This is a genomic window from Enterobacter cloacae (assembly GCF_011078175.1).
Classification (GTDB): domain Bacteria; phylum Pseudomonadota; class Gammaproteobacteria; order Enterobacterales; family Enterobacteriaceae; genus Enterobacter; species Enterobacter cloacae_Q.
This window is the reverse complement of record NZ_JAALCJ010000005.1, coordinates 238,358-256,245: the sequence shown is the minus strand read 5'-3', so window position 1 is coordinate 256,245 and position 17,888 is coordinate 238,358. Positions and strand designations below refer to the sequence as shown.

Annotated in this window: 18 protein-coding genes; 11 read left to right on the top strand and 7 right to left on the bottom strand. The window is 55.6% G+C overall.

Annotation, left to right across the window (positions count from 1 at the left end; genetic code table 11):
• Window positions 1–951 carry a transaldolase gene (gene tal, locus G6Q29_RS13200; RefSeq protein WP_165465950.1) on the bottom strand — a complete coding sequence of 317 codons (951 nt, stop codon included), beginning with the start codon at window positions 949–951 and terminating at the stop codon, window positions 1–3.
• A gap of 286 nt (window positions 952–1,237) precedes the next feature.
• Between tal and maeB the strand changes: the two genes are divergently transcribed.
• Complete coding sequence (gene maeB / locus G6Q29_RS13195) at window positions 1,238–3,517, top strand: NADP-dependent oxaloacetate-decarboxylating malate dehydrogenase (RefSeq protein ID WP_165465949.1); 2,280 nt, start codon at window positions 1,238–1,240, stop codon at window positions 3,515–3,517.
• Between the two features lie 84 nt (window positions 3,518–3,601).
• Here the strand turns inward: maeB and hemF are convergent, their stop codons facing one another.
• Both hemF and amiA read right to left on the bottom strand, forming a co-directional pair.
• Entirely contained in the window at window positions 3,602–4,501 is a 900-nt protein-coding gene (gene hemF / locus G6Q29_RS13190) for an oxygen-dependent coproporphyrinogen oxidase (RefSeq protein WP_165465948.1), read from the bottom strand.
• Window positions 4,501–5,376: an N-acetylmuramoyl-L-alanine amidase AmiA gene (amiA, locus tag G6Q29_RS13185; protein WP_165465947.1), complete on the bottom strand. Its 876-nt coding sequence runs from the start codon at window positions 5,374–5,376 to the stop codon at window positions 4,501–4,503. The genes hemF and amiA overlap by 1 nt, the downstream gene beginning before the upstream one ends.
• Before the next feature lie 213 nt (window positions 5,377–5,589).
• Between amiA and G6Q29_RS13180 the strand changes: the two genes are divergently transcribed.
• From G6Q29_RS13180 to pdxK, 10 genes are all read left to right on the top strand, one after another.
• Window positions 5,590–6,015, top strand: a complete 426-nt coding sequence (locus G6Q29_RS13180) for a GNAT family acetyltransferase (protein ID WP_003861292.1) — start codon at window positions 5,590–5,592, stop codon at window positions 6,013–6,015.
• Window positions 6,002–6,451 (top strand): DUF2919 domain-containing protein, encoded by a 450-nt coding sequence (locus G6Q29_RS13175; protein ID WP_165465946.1) that lies wholly within the window; start codon window positions 6,002–6,004, stop codon window positions 6,449–6,451. Before G6Q29_RS13180 ends, G6Q29_RS13175 begins: the two co-directional genes overlap by 14 nt.
• 63 nt (window positions 6,452–6,514) lie before the next feature.
• Window positions 6,515–7,090 (top strand): RpoE-regulated lipoprotein, encoded by a 576-nt coding sequence (locus G6Q29_RS13170; RefSeq protein WP_155024725.1) that lies wholly within the window; start codon window positions 6,515–6,517, stop codon window positions 7,088–7,090.
• 92 nt (window positions 7,091–7,182) lie between these two features.
• A complete protein-coding gene (locus G6Q29_RS13165; RefSeq protein WP_165465945.1) occupies window positions 7,183–8,082 on the top strand; it encodes a Dyp-type peroxidase in 900 nt (299 codons plus the stop codon).
• Between the two features lie 173 nt (window positions 8,083–8,255).
• Complete coding sequence (locus G6Q29_RS13160; RefSeq protein WP_165465944.1) at window positions 8,256–9,269, top strand: sulfate ABC transporter substrate-binding protein; 1,014 nt, start codon at window positions 8,256–8,258, stop codon at window positions 9,267–9,269.
• On the top strand, window positions 9,269–10,102 hold the full coding sequence (gene cysT / locus G6Q29_RS13155; protein WP_165465943.1) for a sulfate/thiosulfate ABC transporter permease CysT: 834 nt from the start codon (window positions 9,269–9,271) through the stop codon (window positions 10,100–10,102). Before G6Q29_RS13160 ends, cysT begins: the two co-directional genes overlap by 1 nt.
• A complete protein-coding gene (cysW, locus tag G6Q29_RS13150) occupies window positions 10,102–10,977 on the top strand; it encodes a sulfate/thiosulfate ABC transporter permease CysW (RefSeq protein WP_003861305.1) in 876 nt (291 codons plus the stop codon). The genes cysT and cysW overlap by 1 nt, the downstream gene beginning before the upstream one ends.
• Window positions 10,967–12,061: a sulfate/thiosulfate ABC transporter ATP-binding protein CysA gene (cysA, locus tag G6Q29_RS13145; protein WP_165465942.1), complete on the top strand. Its 1,095-nt coding sequence runs from the start codon at window positions 10,967–10,969 to the stop codon at window positions 12,059–12,061. Before cysW ends, cysA begins: the two co-directional genes overlap by 11 nt.
• Window positions 12,062–12,128: 67 nt before the next feature.
• Entirely contained in the window at window positions 12,129–13,040 is a 912-nt protein-coding gene (gene cysM / locus G6Q29_RS13140; RefSeq protein ID WP_165465941.1) for a cysteine synthase CysM, read from the top strand.
• A gap of 5 nt (window positions 13,041–13,045) precedes the next feature.
• Window positions 13,046–13,882, top strand: a complete 837-nt coding sequence (gene pdxK, locus G6Q29_RS13135) for a pyridoxine/pyridoxal/pyridoxamine kinase (RefSeq protein ID WP_165465940.1) — start codon at window positions 13,046–13,048, stop codon at window positions 13,880–13,882.
• Window positions 13,883–13,926: 44 nt separating this feature from the next.
• Here pdxK and crr read toward each other — a convergent pair whose 3' ends face one another.
• The 4 genes from crr to cysK all read right to left on the bottom strand — a co-directional run bounded on the left by crr (window position 13,927) and on the right by cysK (window position 17,796).
• The gene (gene crr / locus G6Q29_RS13130; protein ID WP_003861316.1) at window positions 13,927–14,436 is read right to left on the bottom strand and encodes a PTS glucose transporter subunit IIA; all 510 of its coding nucleotides are present in this window, start codon (window positions 14,434–14,436) and stop codon (window positions 13,927–13,929) included.
• Between the two features lie 40 nt (window positions 14,437–14,476).
• Window positions 14,477–16,204, bottom strand: coding sequence for a phosphoenolpyruvate-protein phosphotransferase PtsI (ptsI, locus tag G6Q29_RS13125; protein WP_165465939.1), 1,728 nt, complete (start codon window positions 16,202–16,204; stop codon window positions 14,477–14,479).
• 45 nt (window positions 16,205–16,249) lie between these two features.
• Window positions 16,250–16,507, bottom strand: a complete 258-nt coding sequence (ptsH, locus tag G6Q29_RS13120; RefSeq protein ID WP_000487600.1) for a phosphocarrier protein Hpr — start codon at window positions 16,505–16,507, stop codon at window positions 16,250–16,252.
• 317 nt (window positions 16,508–16,824) lie between these two features.
• Window positions 16,825–17,796 (bottom strand): cysteine synthase A, encoded by a 972-nt coding sequence (gene cysK / locus G6Q29_RS13110; RefSeq protein WP_006811453.1) that lies wholly within the window; start codon window positions 17,794–17,796, stop codon window positions 16,825–16,827.
• Between the last annotated feature and the right edge of the window lie 92 nt (window positions 17,797–17,888).

Sequence of the window (17,888 nt, the reverse complement as noted above, 5' to 3'; positions counted from 1 at the left end):
TTAAAGTTTGGCGGCGAGAAGATCTTCGAGTTTGCGCTGGTCGACGGCGAACTGGCGGATGCCGTCCGCCAGTTTTTCTACGGCCATTGGATCCTGATTGTGCTCCCAGCGGAATTCCGCTTCGGTCATGGGTTTTGGTTTTGGCAGAACGGTAGAGGTCGGCACCAGCTTGCGGATCACCGTCTCTTCACTCTCCTGAAGCTTTTTCAGCAGGTCGGGGGAAATGGTCAGACGGTCGCAGCCCGCGAGCGCCAGGATCTGCTCGGTGCGGCGGAAGCTGGCCCCCATCACGATGGTCTGGTAGCGGTGCTGCTTGTAATAATCGTAGATATTACGCACCGATTTCACGCCGGGATCTTCGTCCACCACATACGGATCCATCGGCTGTTTTGCCTGATACCAGTCGTAGATACGCCCGACAAAGGGTGAAATCAGGAATACGCCCGCTTCGGCGCAGGCGCGCGCCTGAGCGAAGGAGAACAGCAGCGTCAGGTTGCAGTGGATCCCCTCTTTCTCCAGCACTTCCGCCGCGCGGATGCCTTCCCATGTGGACGCGAGCTTGATCAGGATGCGTGATTTATCGATCCCCTGCTCCTGGTAGAGTTCCACCAGGCGGCGAGCCTTGTTAATGCTCTTTTCCTGGTCGAATGAGAGACGGGCATCCACTTCGGTGGAGACGCGTCCCGGTATGCTTTTAAGAATTTCCGCACCGATATTGACCGCCAGCTTGTCGCTGGCTTCGGCGACCTGCTGCTCCTGCGTTTTCCCGCGCTGTTTGCCGTAGGCAAGGGCGTCATCAATGAGATGACTAAAGTGCGCAAGACCGGCTGCCTTGAGCAGCAGCGAGGGGTTGGTGGTCGCGTCTTCCGGCTGGTAGTGACGAATTGACTCAATGTCGCCGCTGTCTGCAACCACGGTGGTAAATTGTTTGATGCCGTCTAGCTGGTTCATAATTACTCCTTGGAAATAAAAGAGTTAGTCGAGTGCGTTAGGTCACACTTCTGAGAAAATCATGATGGACTTAACAAAAAAGCATAGCAGACGGGGGAGGCATTGCTCCCTGAGACGGGTAACATGGTTGTTATAAATTGATAACAATTTTTATGCTGCAATGGTGAGAGTTTGGCAGCCTTCAAAGTTTAAGAGCCTGCCTGCGGCGATACTATGCGGCACACCAGGGTGTGCATAGGACCGTCAACATCACCCTTTTTGACCGAAACGTGAAAGGAATAACAAGATGGATGATCAGTTAAAACAAAGCGCTCTCGATTTTCACGAGTTTCCTGTTCCGGGTAAAATCCAGGTATCCCCGACTAAACCGCTGGCGACCCAGCGCGATCTGGCGCTGGCCTACTCGCCGGGCGTAGCCGCTCCGTGCCTTGAAATCGAAAAAGATCCGCTGGCAGCGTACAAATATACCGCCCGTGGCAACCTGGTGGCCGTGATTTCTAACGGTACGGCGGTGCTGGGGTTAGGGAACATTGGCGCGCTGGCCGGTAAGCCGGTAATGGAAGGGAAGGGCGTTCTGTTTAAGAAATTTGCCGGTATCGACGTATTTGATATCGAAGTGGACGAACTGGATCCGGATAAATTCATTAACGTGGTGGCGGCGCTGGAGCCGACCTTCGGCGGCATCAACCTGGAAGACATCAAAGCGCCGGAATGTTTCTATATCGAGCAGAAGCTGCGCGAGCGTATGAACATTCCCGTGTTCCATGACGACCAGCACGGCACGGCGATTATCAGTACCGCTGCCATTCTCAACGGCCTGCGTGTGGTGGAGAAAAACCTCTCCGACGTGCGCATGGTGGTGTCCGGCGCAGGGGCGGCGGCGATCGCCTGTATGAACCTGCTGGTGGCGCTGGGGATGCAGAAACACAACATTGTGGTCTGCGATTCCAAGGGTGTGATCTATAAAGATCGTGAGCCAAATATGGCGGAAACCAAAGCGGCGTACGCGGTGGAAGACGACGGTAAACGCACGCTTGAAGAGGTCATTGACGGTGCTGACATTTTCCTCGGCTGCTCAGGCCCGAAAGTGCTGACCCAGGAAATGGTCCAGAAGATGGCGCGCGCGCCAATGATTCTGGCACTGGCGAACCCGGAACCGGAAATTCTGCCGCCGCTGGCGAAAGCGGTGCGTGAGGATGCAATCATCTGCACGGGGCGCTCCGACTACCCTAACCAGGTGAACAACGTGCTCTGCTTCCCGTTCATCTTCCGCGGTGCGCTGGACGTCGGCGCCACGGCAATCAACGAAGAGATGAAGCTCGCCGCCGTTCATGCTATTGCAGAGCTGGCGCACGCCGAGCAGAGCGAAGTGGTGGCCTCTGCCTACGGCGATCAGGATCTGAGCTTCGGCCCGGACTACATCATCCCTAAACCGTTTGACCCGCGTCTGATCGTGAAGATCGCGCCCGCTGTGGCCAAAGCGGCGATGGACTCCGGCGTGGCGACGCGGCCGATTAAAGATTTCGATGCCTATGTCGATAAACTCACCGAGTTTGTCTACAAAACCAACCTGTTTATGAAGCCTATCTTCTCCCAGGCGCGCGCTGACGCGAAGCGCGTGGTGCTGGCGGAAGGGGAAGAGGCGCGCGTCCTGCATGCCACGCAGGAGCTGATCACCTTAGGGCTGGCGAAACCGATCCTGATTGGTCGTCCGAGCGTCATCGAGATGCGTATTCAGAAGCTGGGTCTGCAAATTAAGCCGGGCGTGGACTTTGAGATCGTTAACAACGAATCCGATCCGCGCTTCAAAGAGTACTGGAACGAATACTATTCGATCATGAAGCGTCGTGGGATCACCCAGGAGCAGGCGCAGAGGGCGGTGATCAGCAATACCACGGTGATTGGCGCGATCATGGTTCACCGAGGTGAGGCGGATGCGCTTATCTGCGGCACCATCGGCGAGTACCATGAGCATTTCAGCGTGGTGCAGGAGATCTTCGGCTATCGCGAGGGCGTCCATACTGCCGGCGCAATGAACGCGCTGCTGCTGCCAAGCGGTAACACCTTTATCGCTGATACCTACGTCAACGACGATCCCTCCCCGGACGAACTGGCGGAAATCACCGTGATGGCGGCGGAAACCGTGCGCCGCTTTGGTATCGAGCCGAAAGTGGCGCTGCTGTCGCACTCCAACTTCGGGTCATCCAAATCCGCGGCGGCATGCAAAATGCGCCAGACGCTGGAGCTGGTGCGCGAGCGTGCGCCAGAGCTGATGATCGACGGTGAGATGCACGGCGACGCCGCGCTGGTGGAAAGCATTCGTAATGAACGTATGCCGGACAGCCCGCTGAAAGGCTCGGCGAACGTCCTGATTATGCCAAACGTGGAAGCGGCGCGTATCAGCTATAACCTGCTGCGCGTGTCGAGTTCTGAAGGGGTGACCGTAGGGCCGGTGCTGATGGGGGTGTCAAAACCGGTACATGTGTTAACGCCGATTGCCTCCGTGCGTCGTATCGTCAACATGGTGGCGCTGGCGGTGGTTGAGGCGCAGACGCAGCCGCTGTAATTTTTACCCTCACCCTAACCCTCTCCCAAAGGGAGAGGGAATTTATACTCCCTCTCCCTTTGGGAGAGGGCAGGGGTGAGGGGGTTACACCCAGTCCCGAACCTGAATAAACTCACGCAAGGCAGCCTCCGGGCTGCCTTCTTTGGGTTCAAAGCTGTACTCCCAGCGCACCAGCGGCGGCATCGACATCAGGATTGACTCCGTGCGTCCGCCGGTTTGCAGGCCGAACAGCGTCCCACGATCCCACACCAGGTTAAATTCCACGTAGCGCCCGCGGCGGTACAGCTGGAACTCACGCTCGCGTACCCCGTAATCAGTATTTTTACGCCGTTCGACAATTGGCAGATAGGCGTCAGTAAAGCCTTCACCCACCGCGCGCATAAAGCTGAACGCGGTATCAAAATCCGGCGTGTTGAGATCGTCAAAGAACAGCCCGCCGATGCCGCGCTGCTCGTCGCGGTGCTTCAGATAGAAATAATCATCGCACCACTTTTTGTATTTCGGGTAAACGTCTTCGCCAAACGGCAGGCAGAGGTCGCGCGCGGTGGTGTGCCAGTGCACGGCGTCCTCTTCGAAGCCATAGTAAGGCGTTAAGTCGAAACCGCCGCCAAACCACCAGACCGGCTCGGCGCCCGGTTTTTCCGCGATGAAAAAGCGCACGTTGGCGTGGCTGGTTGGCACAAACGGGTTATGCGGATGCACTACCAGCGAGACGCCCATCGCCTCGAAGCTGCGGCCCGCCAGCTCAGGACGATGCGCCGTGGCGGAGGCCGGCATTGCATCACCGTGGACGTGGGAGAAATTGACCCCTGCCTGTTCAAAAATACCGCCGTTACGCAGCACGCGGCTGCGCCCGCCGCCGCCCGCTTCGCGCTGCCAGGCGTCTTCCTGGAATTCACCGCCGTCCGCGGCGGAAAGTTTCTGGCAAATCGCGTCCTGTAGCTGCATCAGGAAAGTTTTGACCAGTTGTGCATTTGGTTTCATCAACGTTTCCTGGAGTGCGCTTTTTGGTTATCGAACCAGTTGAAATAACTGATGATCCCGGAGGCGATAGCGTTGGCGATCTTCTGGCGAAACGCCGTGGTGCCGAGCAGTCGCTCTTCTTCCGGGTTGGTAATGAACGAGGTTTCTACCAGCACGGAAGGAATGGACGGGGACTTAAGCACCACAAACGCGGCCTGCTCGGTGCTTTTACTGTGCAGACGGTGCACGGGCTTGATCCGTTTGAGGATATGCGAGCCGAGCGTCAGGCTGTTTTTGATGGTATCGGTCTGAACGAGATCAAACAGAACCTGCTGCAAGAGATGATCCTTATCGGTGGCTTTTTTCCCTGCCACCTCATCCGCCCGGTTTTCACGATCGGAGAGGTATTTCGCCATGGCGCTACTGGCGCCTCGGTTGGAGAGCGCGAACACCGAAGCGCCTGCGGCGGAAGGGTTTGTGAAGCCATCCGCGTGAATGGACATAAACAGGTCAGCGCCGTGCTTATGGGCAATCTCCACGCGATCGTACAGCGGAATAAACGTGTCGCCTGTTCGCGTCAGGCGGGCGTCAATACCGTTGCTGCGTAAAATCGATCGCACATTTTTTGCAATTGCCAGCACGACGTGTTTTTCTTTCGAACCGTTTCGCCCAATGGCGCCCGTGTCGATCCCGCCGTGGCCCGGATCGAGCATGACCAGACGCTTTGCGCCCGCTTTTTTGGTTTTCGGCTTGCTGTGTCCGTTACTGGTTTTAAGCGTGCTCTCTTCTTTTGCCTGAGCCTGCTTTGCGATGCCCGTTAACGTTAAGGCCGCCAGCCCCGCTTTGAGAACCTGACGACGCGATGTGAGTGCTTTTAATGGTTTGAATGTGCTCATGCGGCCTGAATTGTAAAAAAATGGGGTCCTGGTGTTATATCGTATCGCGGTTTGCGTGACGACATTCCTTATTGAGAATTGTTTTACTTTTCATTTCAATACGTGACAAAGTGACATTATGCCAAATTTTGGCGAGTTTTTCCCCGGTTATTGGCTAAATGCCCTGTTCACGCCATAATCACTGTTTTTAAACCCGAAAAGGCGGTTAATACCATGGAGATACGCGTTTTTCGCCAGGAAGATTTCGAAGAGGTGATCACCCTTTGGGAGCGCTGCGATCTGCTGCGTCCGTGGAACGATCCGGAAATGGATATTGAGCGAAAGGTGAATCACGACGTCAGTCTGTTTCTGGTCGCAGAGGTCAACGGCGAAGTGGTCGGGACGGTGATGGGCGGGTACGACGGCCACCGCGGATCGGCTTACTATCTGGGCGTGCACCCGGAATACCGCGCGCGTGGCATCGCTAACGCGCTGCTTAACCGTCTGGAAAAGAAACTGATCGCCCGTGGCTGCCCGAAAATCCAGATTATGGTCCGGGAAGATAACGACGTGGTGCTGGGCATGTATGAACGTCTGGGCTACGAGCATGCGGATGTCCTGACGCTGGGTAAGCGCCTGATCGAAGATGAAGAGTACTGAATTCCACCCTGGCGACTACGATGTTCACGGTCGTCTGCGTCTGCCTTTTTTATTCTGGTGCGTTCTGTTGTTGCAGGCCCGCACCTGGGTGCTGTTCGTGATGGCTGGCGCGTCGCGCGGGCAGGGCGAAACGTTACTGAATCTCTTTTATCCCGACCACGATGCGTTCTGGCTGGGGTTGCTGCCCGGTGTGCCGGCGGTGCTGGCATTTCTGTGCAGCGGTCGGCGTCAGGCTCTCCGGCGTTTCTGGCGCGCGCTTCGCTGGATGTTGATCCTGGCGCAGGTTGTGATCCTGGTCTGGCAACCCGTGCTCTGGCTGTACGGCGAGCCGCTTTCCGGTATCGGGATTGCGCTGGTGGTGGCGGATATTGTCGCGCTGCTGTGGCTGGTCACGAATCCCCGTTTACGCGCCTGTTTTACGCAAGAGTCAGATTAAAACGGCACTTTTTGCCGATACCACACTCCAACAAGCGTTGATTTACTACGTAAGGACGTCTCAATGAAATCGCTGCGTTTACTTTTATGCGCTCTCCCGCTGGCGTTAACCGGCTGTTCCACGCTCTCATCCATCAACTGGTCTGCGGCCTATCCGTGGAACTGGTTTGGCTCCTCAATGGAAGTGACCGAGCAGGGGGTGGGCAAAATCACCGCCTCGACGGCGCTGGATCAGGATGCCATTCAGGATGCCATCGGCAGTGATTATCGCCTGCGCAGCGGCATGAAAACCGAGAACGGCAATATCGTGCGCTATTTCGAAGCGTTGAAAGACGACAAGGTGGCGATGGTCATCAACGGCGATAAAGGTACGGTCAACCGCATTGCGGTGATGGATGAAGAGATCCCGACCTCAGGTGGCGTGAAGGTAGGTACGCCGTTTGGCGAACTCTATCAGAAAGCGTTTGGCCACTGCGCCAGCGTGCCGTCGGATGACAGCGTGGCGGTCGAGTGTAAGGCCGACGGCAGCCAGCACATTAGCTATGTATTCAGCGGCACCTGGAACGGTCCGGAAGGGCTAATGCCGTCTGACGACACCCTGAAAAAGTGGAAAGTGAGCAAAATTATCTGGAAGCAGTAATTTGCGCCTGAGCAAGCCGCCTCGCTGAAATCCAGGTATAATAGCCGCCATCAATGCCACGCTGTCGTGGCATCTTTTTTTCAGGAGGAGCGATGTCTCAGGTTCAGAGTGGCATTTTGCCAGAACATTGCCGCGCGGCTATTTGGATTGAAGCCAACGTCAAAGGGGACGTGGATGTCCTGCGCGCGGCCAGCAAAGTTTTCGTTGATAAACTGGCCACCTTCCAGGCCAAATTCCCGGAAGCCCATCTGGGCGCGGTGGTTGCCTTTGGTCACACCGTCTGGCGCCAGCTGAGCGGCGGCGAAGGCGCAGAAGAGCTGAAAGACTTTATCCCTTATGGCAAAGGTCTTGCGCCCGCCACGCAGTATGACGTCCTGATCCACATCCTCTCCCTGCGCCATGACGTGAACTTTTCCGTCGCTCAGGCAGCGATTGAGGCCTTTGGTGACAGCATCGACGTGCAGGAAGAGATCCACGGTTTCCGCTGGGTGGAAGAGCGCGATTTGAGCGGCTTCGTCGACGGCACCGAAAACCCGGCCGGGGAAGAGACGCGTCGCGAGGTGGCTGTAATCAAGGATGGCGTGGACGCGGGCGGCAGCTACGTGTTCGTCCAGCGCTGGGAGCATAACCTCAGGCAGCTTAACCGCATGAGCGTGCATGACCAGGAGATGATGATTGGCCGCACTAAAGACGCCAATGAAGAGATTGACGGCGATGCGCGTCCGGCCACTTCCCACCTGACCCGCGTTGACCTTAAAGAAGACGGTAAGGGGCTGAAGATTGTTCGCCAGAGCCTGCCGTACGGCACCGCGAGCGGTACACACGGCCTGTACTTCTGCGCCTACTGCGCGCGCCTCTACAACATCGAACAGCAGCTGCTGAGCATGTTTGGTGATACTGACGGCAAGCGCGACGCCATGCTGCGCTTCACCCGCCCGGTGACCGGCGGCTACTACTTTGCGCCATCCGTTGAGCGCCTGCTGGCGCTGTAATGGTTTTTCTCCCTCTCCCCGTGGGAGAGGGGCGGGGTGAGGGCATCAGGCCGCACCCCTTATTCCCTTTTCTGCTTCTAAATCACCAAACGGTATATAAAACCGTTACTCCTTTAGACTCCGTTATAAATATTATGACTATAAGATAGTCATCACATTTATAAGGGTGCGCAATGACCGTTACCGTACTGAAAAAAGGATCGCTGGCACTGGCAGGTTTACTGCTGGTGGCACAGGCGCAGGCAACCGAGTTGCTGAACAGTTCTTATGATGTTTCGCGCGAGCTGTTTGCCGCCCTTAATCCCGCATTTGAACAGCAGTGGGGGAAAGAGAACGACGGCGACAAGCTGACCATCAAACAGTCTCACGCCGGATCATCCAAACAGGCGCTGGCAATTTTACAGGGGCTGAAGGCGGATGTGGTGACCTACAATCAGGTGACTGACGTGCAGATCCTGCACGACAAAGGCAAGCTGATCCCGGCGGACTGGCAAAGCCGCCTGCCGAACAACAGTTCGCCATTCTACTCCACCATGGGTTTCCTGGTGCGCAAGGGCAACCCGAAAAATATCCACGACTGGAACGACCTGGTACGTTCTGACGTAAAGCTGATTTTCCCGAATCCGAAAACCTCCGGTAACGCGCGTTATACCTATCTGGCGGCGTGGGGCGCGGCGGACAAAGCTGACGGTAACGATAAAGCGAAAACCGAACAGTTTATGACCCAGTTCCTGAAAAACGTCGAAGTGTTTGATACCGGCGGCCGTGGCGCAACGACCACCTTCGCCGAGCGCGGGCTGGGCGATGTGCTGATCAGCTTTGAATCCGAAGTGAACAATATTCGTAAACAGTACGAAACGCAGGGCTTCGAAGTGGTTATCCCGAAAACTAACATCCTGGCCGAATTCCCGGTGGCGTGGGTGGATAAAAACGTCAAAGCTAACGGCACTGAGAAAGCGGCAAAAGCCTATCTCAACTATCTGTACAGCCCGCAGGCGCAGAAGGTGATCACTAACTATTACTACCGCGTCAACAATCCGGACGTGATGAACACGCTGAAAGACAAATTCCCGCAGACCGATCTGTTCCGCGTGGAAGATCATTTCGGCACCTGGCCTGAGGTGATGAAAACGCATTTTGCCAGCGGCGGTGAGTTAGACAAATTGCTGGCGGCGGGGCGTAAGTAATGTTTGCAGGATCAACAAGACGAGTGCTGCCGGGTTTTACCTTAAGCCTCGGGACCAGCCTGCTGTTCGTCTGTCTGATTTTATTGTTGCCGCTCAGCGCGCTGGTGATGCAGCTCGCCCAGATGAGCTGGTCTCAGTACTGGGAAGTGGTCACCAACCCGCAGGTGGTGGCGGCCTACAAGGTCACGCTGCTGTCTGCGTTCGTGGCCTCGATTTTTAACGGCGTGTTTGGCCTGCTGATGGCGTGGATCTTGACCCGCTACCGCTTCCCGGGCCGCACGCTGCTCGACGCCCTGATGGATCTGCCCTTTGCCCTGCCGACGGCAGTGGCCGGTTTAACGCTGGCGTCGCTGTTCTCCGTGAACGGCTTTTACGGCGAATGGCTGGCGAAGTTTGATATTAAAGTGACCTATACCTGGCTCGGTATCGCGGTGGCGATGGCCTTTACCAGCATCCCGTTTGTGGTGCGTACCGTGCAGCCGGTGCTGGAAGAGTTAGGCCCCGAATACGAAGAGGCCGCGGAAACCCTGGGCGCCACGCGCTGGCAGAGTTTCCGTAAGGTTGTGCTGCCGGAACTGTCTCCGGCCTTGCTGGCGGGGGTGGCGCTCTCCTTTACCCGCAGCCTCGGTGAATTTGGCGCGGTCATTTTTATCGCCGGGAACATCGCGTGGAAAACCGAAGTGACCTCGCTGATGATTTTTGTCCGTTTGCAGGAGTTTGATTATCCGGCCGCGAGCGCGATTGCCTCGGTGATCCTTGCCGCGTCGCTGCTGCTGCTGTTCTCGATTAACACTCTGCAAAGTCGCTTTGGTCGACGTGTGGTAGGTCACTGATGGCGGAAGTTACGCAATTGAAGCGCTATGACGCGCCCCGCATCAACTGGGGCAAATGGTTTCTGATTGGTACCGGCGTGCTGGTCTCCGCCTTCATTCTCGTTGTGCCGATGGTGTACATCTTCGTGCAGGCCTTCAGCAAAGGGATTATGCCCGCGCTGCAAAACCTGGCCGATCCGGACATGCTCCACGCCATCTGGCTGACGGTGATGATTGCCCTGATCACCGTGCCGGTGAATCTGGTGTTTGGCGTATTGTTGGCCTGGCTGGTAACGCGCTTTAACTTCCCGGGGCGTCAGCTGCTGCTGACCCTGCTGGATATCCCGTTTGCGGTGTCGCCGGTGGTAGCGGGTCTGGTTTATCTGCTCTTCTACGGCTCCAACGGTCCGCTGGGCGGCTGGCTGGATGAGCACGACCTGCAAATCATGTTCGCCTGGCCGGGTATGGTGCTGGTGACGGTCTTTGTCACCTGTCCGTTCGTGGTGCGCGAGCTGGTGCCGGTGATGCTCAGCCAGGGCAGTCATGAAGATGAAGCCGCGGTGCTGCTCGGCGCTTCCGGCTGGCAGATGTTCCGCCGCGTCACGCTGCCGAATATCCGCTGGGCGCTGCTTTACGGCGTGGTGCTGACCAACGCCCGTGCGATTGGCGAGTTTGGCGCGGTGTCGGTGGTATCCGGCTCGATTCGCGGCGAAACCCTGTCGCTGCCGCTACAGATTGAATTACTGGAACAGGACTACAACACCGTCGGTTCCTTTACTGCCGCAGCGTTGCTGACGCTGATGGCGATTTTGACCCTGTTTTTGAAGAGTGTGGTGCAGTGGCGTTTAGAAAATCAGGAAAAACGTCAGCATCAGGAGGGAAATCATGAGCATTGAGATTGCCAATATTAAGAAGTCTTTTGGTCGCACCCAGGTGCTGAATGATATCTCGCTGGATATCCCTTCCGGACAAATGGTGGCGCTGCTGGGGCCGTCTGGCTCCGGTAAAACCACGCTGCTGCGCATCATCGCCGGGCTTGAACACCAGACCAGCGGACATATCCGCTTCCACGGTACGGACGTGAGCCGCCTGCACGCCCGCGACCGCAAAGTGGGCTTTGTATTTCAGCATTACGCGCTGTTCCGCCACATGACGGTATTCGACAACATTGCGTTTGGCCTGACCGTGCTGCCGCGTCGTGAGCGTCCAGATACCGCCGCCATCAAAGCGAAAGTGACCAAACTGCTGGAGATGGTGCAGCTTGCGCATCTGGCGGACCGCTTCCCGGCTCAGCTTTCCGGCGGGCAGAAGCAGCGCGTGGCGCTGGCGCGCGCGCTGGCCGTTGAACCGCAAATCCTGCTGCTGGACGAACCGTTTGGCGCACTGGATGCCCAGGTGCGAAAAGAGCTGCGCCGCTGGTTACGTCAGCTGCATGAGGAACTCCAGTTCACCAGCGTTTTCGTGACCCACGATCAGGAAGAGGCGATGGAAGTGGCCGACCGCGTGGTGGTGATGAGTCAGGGTAATATTGAGCAGGTTGATGAGCCAGAGCAGCTCTGGCGTGAACCGGCGACCCGCTTTGTGCTGGAGTTTATGGGAGAAGTAAACCGCCTTCAGGGCACCATTCGCGGTGGTCAGTTCCACGTTGGCGCGCACCGCTGGCCGCTGGGATATACCTCTGCACATCAGGGGCCGGTCGATCTGTTCCTGCGCCCGTGGGAAGTGGACGTCAGCCGCCGTACCAGCCTGGATTCACCGCTTCCGGTGCAGGTGCTGGAAGCTAGCCCTAAAGGTCACTACACCCAAATGGTGGTTCAGCCCCTGGGCTGGTACACCGAGCCGCTCACCGTGGTTATGCGTGACGACGTGCCGCCACACCGTGGGGAGCGTCTGTTTGTGGGGCTGCAACACGCGCGCATTTATCACGGCAACGAGCGCATTGAGACGCGCGAGGATATTGCTCTGGCGGAGTCAGCCTGATAGGTTATTGAGTATGTTTTTCGCCCGGTGGCGTGATGCTTACCGGGCTTTTTATTGAGTAAAAATCGTGAATACACTCGAACACACCATCGGCAATACCCCTCTGGTCAAACTTCAGCGCATGGGGTGTGACAACGGCAGCGAAATCTGGGTCAAACTCGAAGGCAATAACCCGGCGGGGTCGGTAAAAGACCGGGCGGCACTGTCGATGATTGTCCAGGCTGAAAAACGCGGCGAGATTTCGCCCGGTGACGTGCTGATCGAAGCCACCAGCGGTAATACCGGTATCGCGCTGGCGATGATTGCCGCCCTGAAAGGCTACCGCATGAAGCTGCTGATGCCTGATAACATGAGCCAGGAGCGCCGGGCCGCCATGCGCGCCTATGGAGCCGAGCTGATTCTGGTGAGCAAAGAGCAGGGGATGGAAGGGGCGCGAGACCTGGCGTTAGCGATGGCAGAGCGCGGGGAAGGCAAGCTGCTCGACCAGTTTAATAACCTGGACAACCCGTACGCGCACTACACCACCACCGGCCCGGAAATCTGGCAGCAAACCGACGGGCGCATTACCCACTTTGTCTCCAGCATGGGGACCACGGGCACGATCACCGGTGTGTCCCGTTTTCTGCGCGAGCAGGAAAAAGCGGTCACCATTGTGGGCCTCCAGCCGGAGGAGGGGAGCAGCATCCCGGGCATTCGTCGCTGGCCGGCGGAGTATATGCCGGGCATCTTTAATGCGCAGCTTGTGGACCAGGTGCTGGATATTCATCAGCGCGAGGCGGAAAATACGATGCGTGAGCTGGCCGTGCGTGAAGGTATTTTCTGCGGCGTCAGCTCTGGCGGTGCCGTAGCGGGCGCGATCCGGGTGGCTGAGTCCACGCCTGGAGCGGTGGTCGTAGCGATTATTTGCGATCGCGGCGATCGCTACCTGTCTACCGGTGTCTTTGGTGAAGAGAGTTATTCGCAGGGGGCGGGGATTTAAGCGTCATGGAGATGATTTTATTCCGGGATAACACCCGGGCGCAGCAAACCGATATTGTCACCGTACAGTCGCAGGTGGTGTATGGCAGCGTGGGAAACAGCATCGCGGTGCCAAATATTCGCACCCACCGGCTGAACGTTACCGCCGTGCCGACGGTGCTGTTCAGCAATACGCCGCACTATGACACCTTCTACGGCGGGGTGATCCCGGACGAGTGGTTCAGTGGCTACCTGAAGGCGCTGGAAGAGCGCGAGGTCCTGCGCGAACTTAAAGCGGTCACCACCGGCTATATGGGCAGCGCCAGCCAGATCGTGCTGCTGGCGCAGTGGCTGAAGGCAATCAAAGTGCAACATCCCGATCTGCTGGTGCTGGTTGACCCGGTAATCGGGGATATCGACAGCGGGATGTACGTGAAGCCGGATATTCCTGAAGCCTACCGTGAGCATCTGCTCCCGCTTGCCCAGGGCATTACGCCCAACGTGTTTGAGCTGGAAGTGCTGAGCGGCAAACCGTGCCGTACGCCGGAGAGCGCCATTGCCGCCGCGCAGGGGCTGTTGTCCGACACGCTGAAATGGGTGGCGATCACCAGCGCGCCAGTGGCTGACGATCCGCAGAATATCCACGTCGTGCTGGTCAGCGAAGAAGGTGTTACCGTAAGCGCGCACCCGCGCGTAGAGACGGATCTGAAAGGAACGGGCGATCTGTTCTGTTCGGAGCTGGTCAGCGGTATTGTCGGCGGGAAAACCGTGGCCGATGCCATTCGCATGGCGGGCGATCGGGTGACTGACGTTATGATCTACACGCAGTCAAAAGGCTATGACGAGCTTATCCTGCCTGCATAAACAAAAATGGCGCCCGAAGGCGCCATTTTTCTGTGCGGCAAGAATTACTTCTTGATGCGGATAACCGGGGTTTCACCCACGGTGACGCTGCCAGACAGTTTGATCAGTTCTTTGATTTCGTCCATGTTGGAGATAACAACCGGAGTCAGGGTAGACTTCGCTTTTTCTTCCAGCAGTGGCAGATCGAATTCAATCACCGGGTCGCCAACTTTTACTCGCTGGCCTTCTTCCGCAATACGTTTGAAGCCTTCGCCTTTCAGTTCAACGGTGTCGATACCGAAGTGAACGAACAGTTCGATACCGCTATCGGATTCGATAGAGAACGCATGGTTGGTTTCAAAAATTTTACCGATGGTGCCGTCAACTGGAGCAACCATTTTGTTGCCAGTTGGTTTGATCGCAATGCCATCACCAACGATTTTCTCAGCAAACACTACATCCGGCACGTCTTCGATGTTGACGATCTCGCCGGAGAGCGGAGCAACAATCTCAATAGTTCCGGAGTCTTTCTTGTCATCAGAAACCAGAGATTTCAATTTATCGAACAAACCCATGATCTTCTCCTAAGCAGTAAATTGGGCCGCATCTCGTGGATTAGCAGATTGTTTTTTCTTCAATGAACTTGTTAACCAGCGTCATTAACTCGTCCGTTGTCGGTTGAGCAAGAGCCTGCTCTGCTAACACCTTCGCATCTTCGAAGTTCGTGTTACGGATAATCTTCTTAATGCGCGGGATGGAAATGGCGCTCATAGAGAATTCGTCCAGACCCATACCCAGCAACAGAAGTGTAGCACGTTCGTCGCCTGCAAGCTCACCACACATGCCAGTCCATTTACCTTCTGCATGAGAAGCATCAATAACTTGCTTGATCAAATTCAGTACGGACGGTGACATTGGCTGGTAGAGATGTGAAATCATATCATTACCACGGTCAACTGCCAGGGTGTACTGCGTTAAATCATTGGTACCGATACTAAAGAAATCAACTTCTTTGGCTAAATGACGCGCAATGGTCGCAGCTGCCGGTGTTTCCACCATCACGCCGATCTCAATGGATTCGTCAAATGCTTTACCTTCATCGCGCAGTTCCTGTTTGTAGATGTCGATCTCTTTCTTCAGTGCACGCACTTCTTCAACAGAGATGATCATTGGGAACATGATGCGCAGTTTACCGAACGCAGAGGCACGCAGGATTGCGCGAACCTGGTCACGCAGGATCTCTTTGCGATCCATGGCGATACGCACGGCACGCCAGCCCAGGAACGGGTTCTCTTCTTTCGGGAAGTTCATGTACGGCAGCTCTTTGTCGCCACCGATGTCCATGGTACGGACGATAACAGCCTGCGAGCCGCACGCTTCCGCAACCGCTTTGTACGCTGCAAACTGCTCTTCTTCCGTTGGCAGGGCGTCGCGATCCATGAACAGGAATTCAGTACGATACAGACCAACACCTTCCGCGCCGTTGCGCTCAGCGCCGTCAACGTCACGTACGGTACCGATGTTAGCGCACACTTCAACCTGATGGCCGTCCAGCGTGATGGCTGGCAGATCTTTAAGTTTAGCGAGTTCCGCTTTCTCGGTAGCAACCTGCTCCTGAACGGAACGCAGCTGCTCGATCACATCGTTAGTAGGGTTGACGTAAACCACATTGTTTACGGCATCCAGAATCAGATAGTCGTCGTTTTTCACCTGAGAGGTAACGCTACCGGTACCCACAATGGCTGGCAGCTCCAGAGAGCGCGCCATGATTGAGGTGTGGGAGGTACGTCCACCTGCATCAGTAATGAAACCCAGAACCTTGTTCAGGTTCAGCTGTGCGGTTTCAGACGGGGTCAGGTCAGCGGCAACCAGGATGACTTCGTCCTGAATCGCGCTCAGATCGATGATGGCCAGACCCAGGATGTTGCGCAGCAGGCGCTTACCGATGTCACGTACGTCAGCCGCACGTTCTTTCAGGTATTCATCGTCCAGCTCTTCCAGGGCAGATGCCTGACCTTCGATAACTTCATGCGCAGCCGCGTCGGCCGTCATGCCTTTATCTTTAATCAGGGCTATGATTTCCTGCTCCAGCTCCTCATCTTCAAGCAGCATAATGTGCCCCTCGAAGATGGCTTCTTTTTCTTCACCGAAAGTTTCGCCAGCTTTAGTTTTAATCGCTTCCAGTTGCGCAGATGCCTTGGCACGACCGCTCAGAAAACGTTCAACTTCCTGATCAACCTTGTCGGCAGAAATTTTTTTCCGGTCAATGACGATTTCGTCTTCTTTCAGCAGCAATGCTTTGCCGAAAGCGATACCCGGGGATGCTAAAATGCCTGAAATCATAACCCTACCTTACTTGTGACTGATATTGAAAAGAACCCGGTAAACTTACTCGAGTTCAGCCATCAGCTTAACCAGATGCTCAACTGCTTTCTGCTCGTCTTCACCTTCAGCGGAGATGGTAACAACGGTACCCTGAGTCAGTCCCAGAGTTTGCAGCTTGAACAGGCTTTTTGCGCTAGCGCTTTTGCCGTTGGAAGTCACAGTGATTTCAGAAGTGAAGCCTTTCGCTTCTTTAACAAACTGAGCAGCAGGGCGGGTGTGCAGACCGTTCGGAGCGGTAATGGTAACTTCTTGCTGGAACATTGTATTTCCCCAACTTATAGGTTTAGTGTTGTGGAACTAAAGTCTAGCCTGGCGACTTAACTTTAGCCTGTATAGTTAGCGCTGACGTTTCAATCGTCATTAAACATTATGCAGTGAAAGCAAGACTTGAACCAAATCATAAAATCGATTCAGCAGCGCTATTTCGTTCACCGATTAATTTCGCGCATCAAAATAATTGCTGGTTTAAATACCAGACCCAACGGGGTGAAGCAATGCCAGGAGGGGTAAAAGTTTGAAGCAGGCCACAAAAAAGCACCTGAAAAGGTGCTTTTTTACGCGTTTTTAACATGCTGGCATCACTGTTGCAGTTCTTTCTCAGTAAAGAGATCGGCAAACAGTGCTGTGCTTAAATAACGCTCACCCGAAGACGGTAGGATAACCACAATGTTTTTATTGGTAAAGGTTTCGTCTTCCAGCAGTTTGAGGGCTGCCGCAACCGCCGCACCGGAAGAGATACCCGCCAGAATGCCTTCCTCGTCCATCAGGCGACGCGCCGTAGAAATAGCTTCTTCATTGGTAATAGCGACGACTTTATCGATCAGTTTCAGATCCAGGTTACCTGGAATAAAGCCAGCGCCGATACCCTGAATTTTGTGTGGGCCAGGCTTAATTTCTTCACCCGCCAGCGCCTGAGCGATAACCGGTGAGTCGGTTGGCTCAACGGCAACGGTAATCAGATCTTTTTTACCTTTCGTGCCTTTAATATAGCGAGACACCCCGGTCAGCGTACCGCCGGTGCCTACGCCGGAGATAAACACGTCAACCTGACCGTCGGTATCTTCCCAGATTTCCGGGCCGGTGGTTTTCTCATGAATTTCCGGGTTGGCGGGGTTGCTGAACTGCTGGAGCAGGAGATATTTAGCCGGATCGCTGGCGACAATTTCTTCTGCCTTCTGAATTGCGCCCTTCATCCCTTTCGCGCCTTCGGTCAGGACAAGATTCGCACCCAGCGCTTTCAGCAGCTTACGGCGCTCAATGCTCATGGTTTCAGGCATAGTCAGCGTCAGCTTATAGCCGCGCGCCGCCGCAACATAGGCCAGAGCGATACCGGTATTGCCGCTGGTGGGCTCAACCAGCTCAACGCCAGGTTTCAGCACGCCACGCTTTTCAGCATCCCAAATCATATTCGCACCGATACGGCATTTTACGCTGAAGCTCGGGTTACGAGATTCGACCTTCGCCAAAATGCGTCCATTACCGATACGGTTCAGTCGAACCAGGGGCGTATGACCGATAGTCAGCGAGTTGTCTTCATAAATCTTACTCATGGCCTGTCCTTAACTGTATGAAATTGGGATACCGACCCAGCATACCTGTTGAACAGGTATGGGGAAGTAAGGAAATCGCATATCTATATGCT

Bases quoted from the DNA above. Each gene is read 5' to 3' on its own strand.
- tal (WP_165465950.1), bottom strand. From the start codon at position 951: ATGAACCAGCTAGACGGCATCAAACAATTTACCACCGTGGTTGCAGAC.
- maeB (WP_165465949.1), top strand. From the start codon at position 1,238: ATGGATGATCAGTTAAAACAAAGCGCTCTCGATTTTCACGAGTTTCCT.
- hemF (WP_165465948.1), bottom strand. From the start codon at position 4,501: ATGAAACCAAATGCACAACTGGTCAAAACTTTCCTGATGCAGCTACAG.
- amiA (WP_165465947.1), bottom strand. From the start codon at position 5,376: ATGAGCACATTCAAACCATTAAAAGCACTCACATCGCGTCGTCAGGTT.
- G6Q29_RS13180 (WP_003861292.1), top strand. From the start codon at position 5,590: ATGGAGATACGCGTTTTTCGCCAGGAAGATTTCGAAGAGGTGATCACC.
- G6Q29_RS13175 (WP_165465946.1), top strand. From the start codon at position 6,002: ATGAAGAGTACTGAATTCCACCCTGGCGACTACGATGTTCACGGTCGT.
- G6Q29_RS13170 (WP_155024725.1), top strand. From the start codon at position 6,515: ATGAAATCGCTGCGTTTACTTTTATGCGCTCTCCCGCTGGCGTTAACC.
- G6Q29_RS13165 (WP_165465945.1), top strand. From the start codon at position 7,183: ATGTCTCAGGTTCAGAGTGGCATTTTGCCAGAACATTGCCGCGCGGCT.
- G6Q29_RS13160 (WP_165465944.1), top strand. From the start codon at position 8,256: ATGACCGTTACCGTACTGAAAAAAGGATCGCTGGCACTGGCAGGTTTA.
- cysT (WP_165465943.1), top strand. From the start codon at position 9,269: ATGTTTGCAGGATCAACAAGACGAGTGCTGCCGGGTTTTACCTTAAGC.
- cysW (WP_003861305.1), top strand. From the start codon at position 10,102: ATGGCGGAAGTTACGCAATTGAAGCGCTATGACGCGCCCCGCATCAAC.
- cysA (WP_165465942.1), top strand. From the start codon at position 10,967: ATGAGCATTGAGATTGCCAATATTAAGAAGTCTTTTGGTCGCACCCAG.
- pdxK (WP_165465940.1), top strand. From the start codon at position 13,046: ATGGAGATGATTTTATTCCGGGATAACACCCGGGCGCAGCAAACCGAT.
- crr (WP_003861316.1), bottom strand. From the start codon at position 14,436: ATGGGTTTGTTCGATAAATTGAAATCTCTGGTTTCTGATGACAAGAAA.
- ptsI (WP_165465939.1), bottom strand. From the start codon at position 16,204: ATGATTTCAGGCATTTTAGCATCCCCGGGTATCGCTTTCGGCAAAGCA.
- ptsH (WP_000487600.1), bottom strand. From the start codon at position 16,507: ATGTTCCAGCAAGAAGTTACCATTACCGCTCCGAACGGTCTGCACACC.
- cysK (WP_006811453.1), bottom strand. From the start codon at position 17,796: ATGAGTAAGATTTATGAAGACAACTCGCTGACTATCGGTCATACGCCC.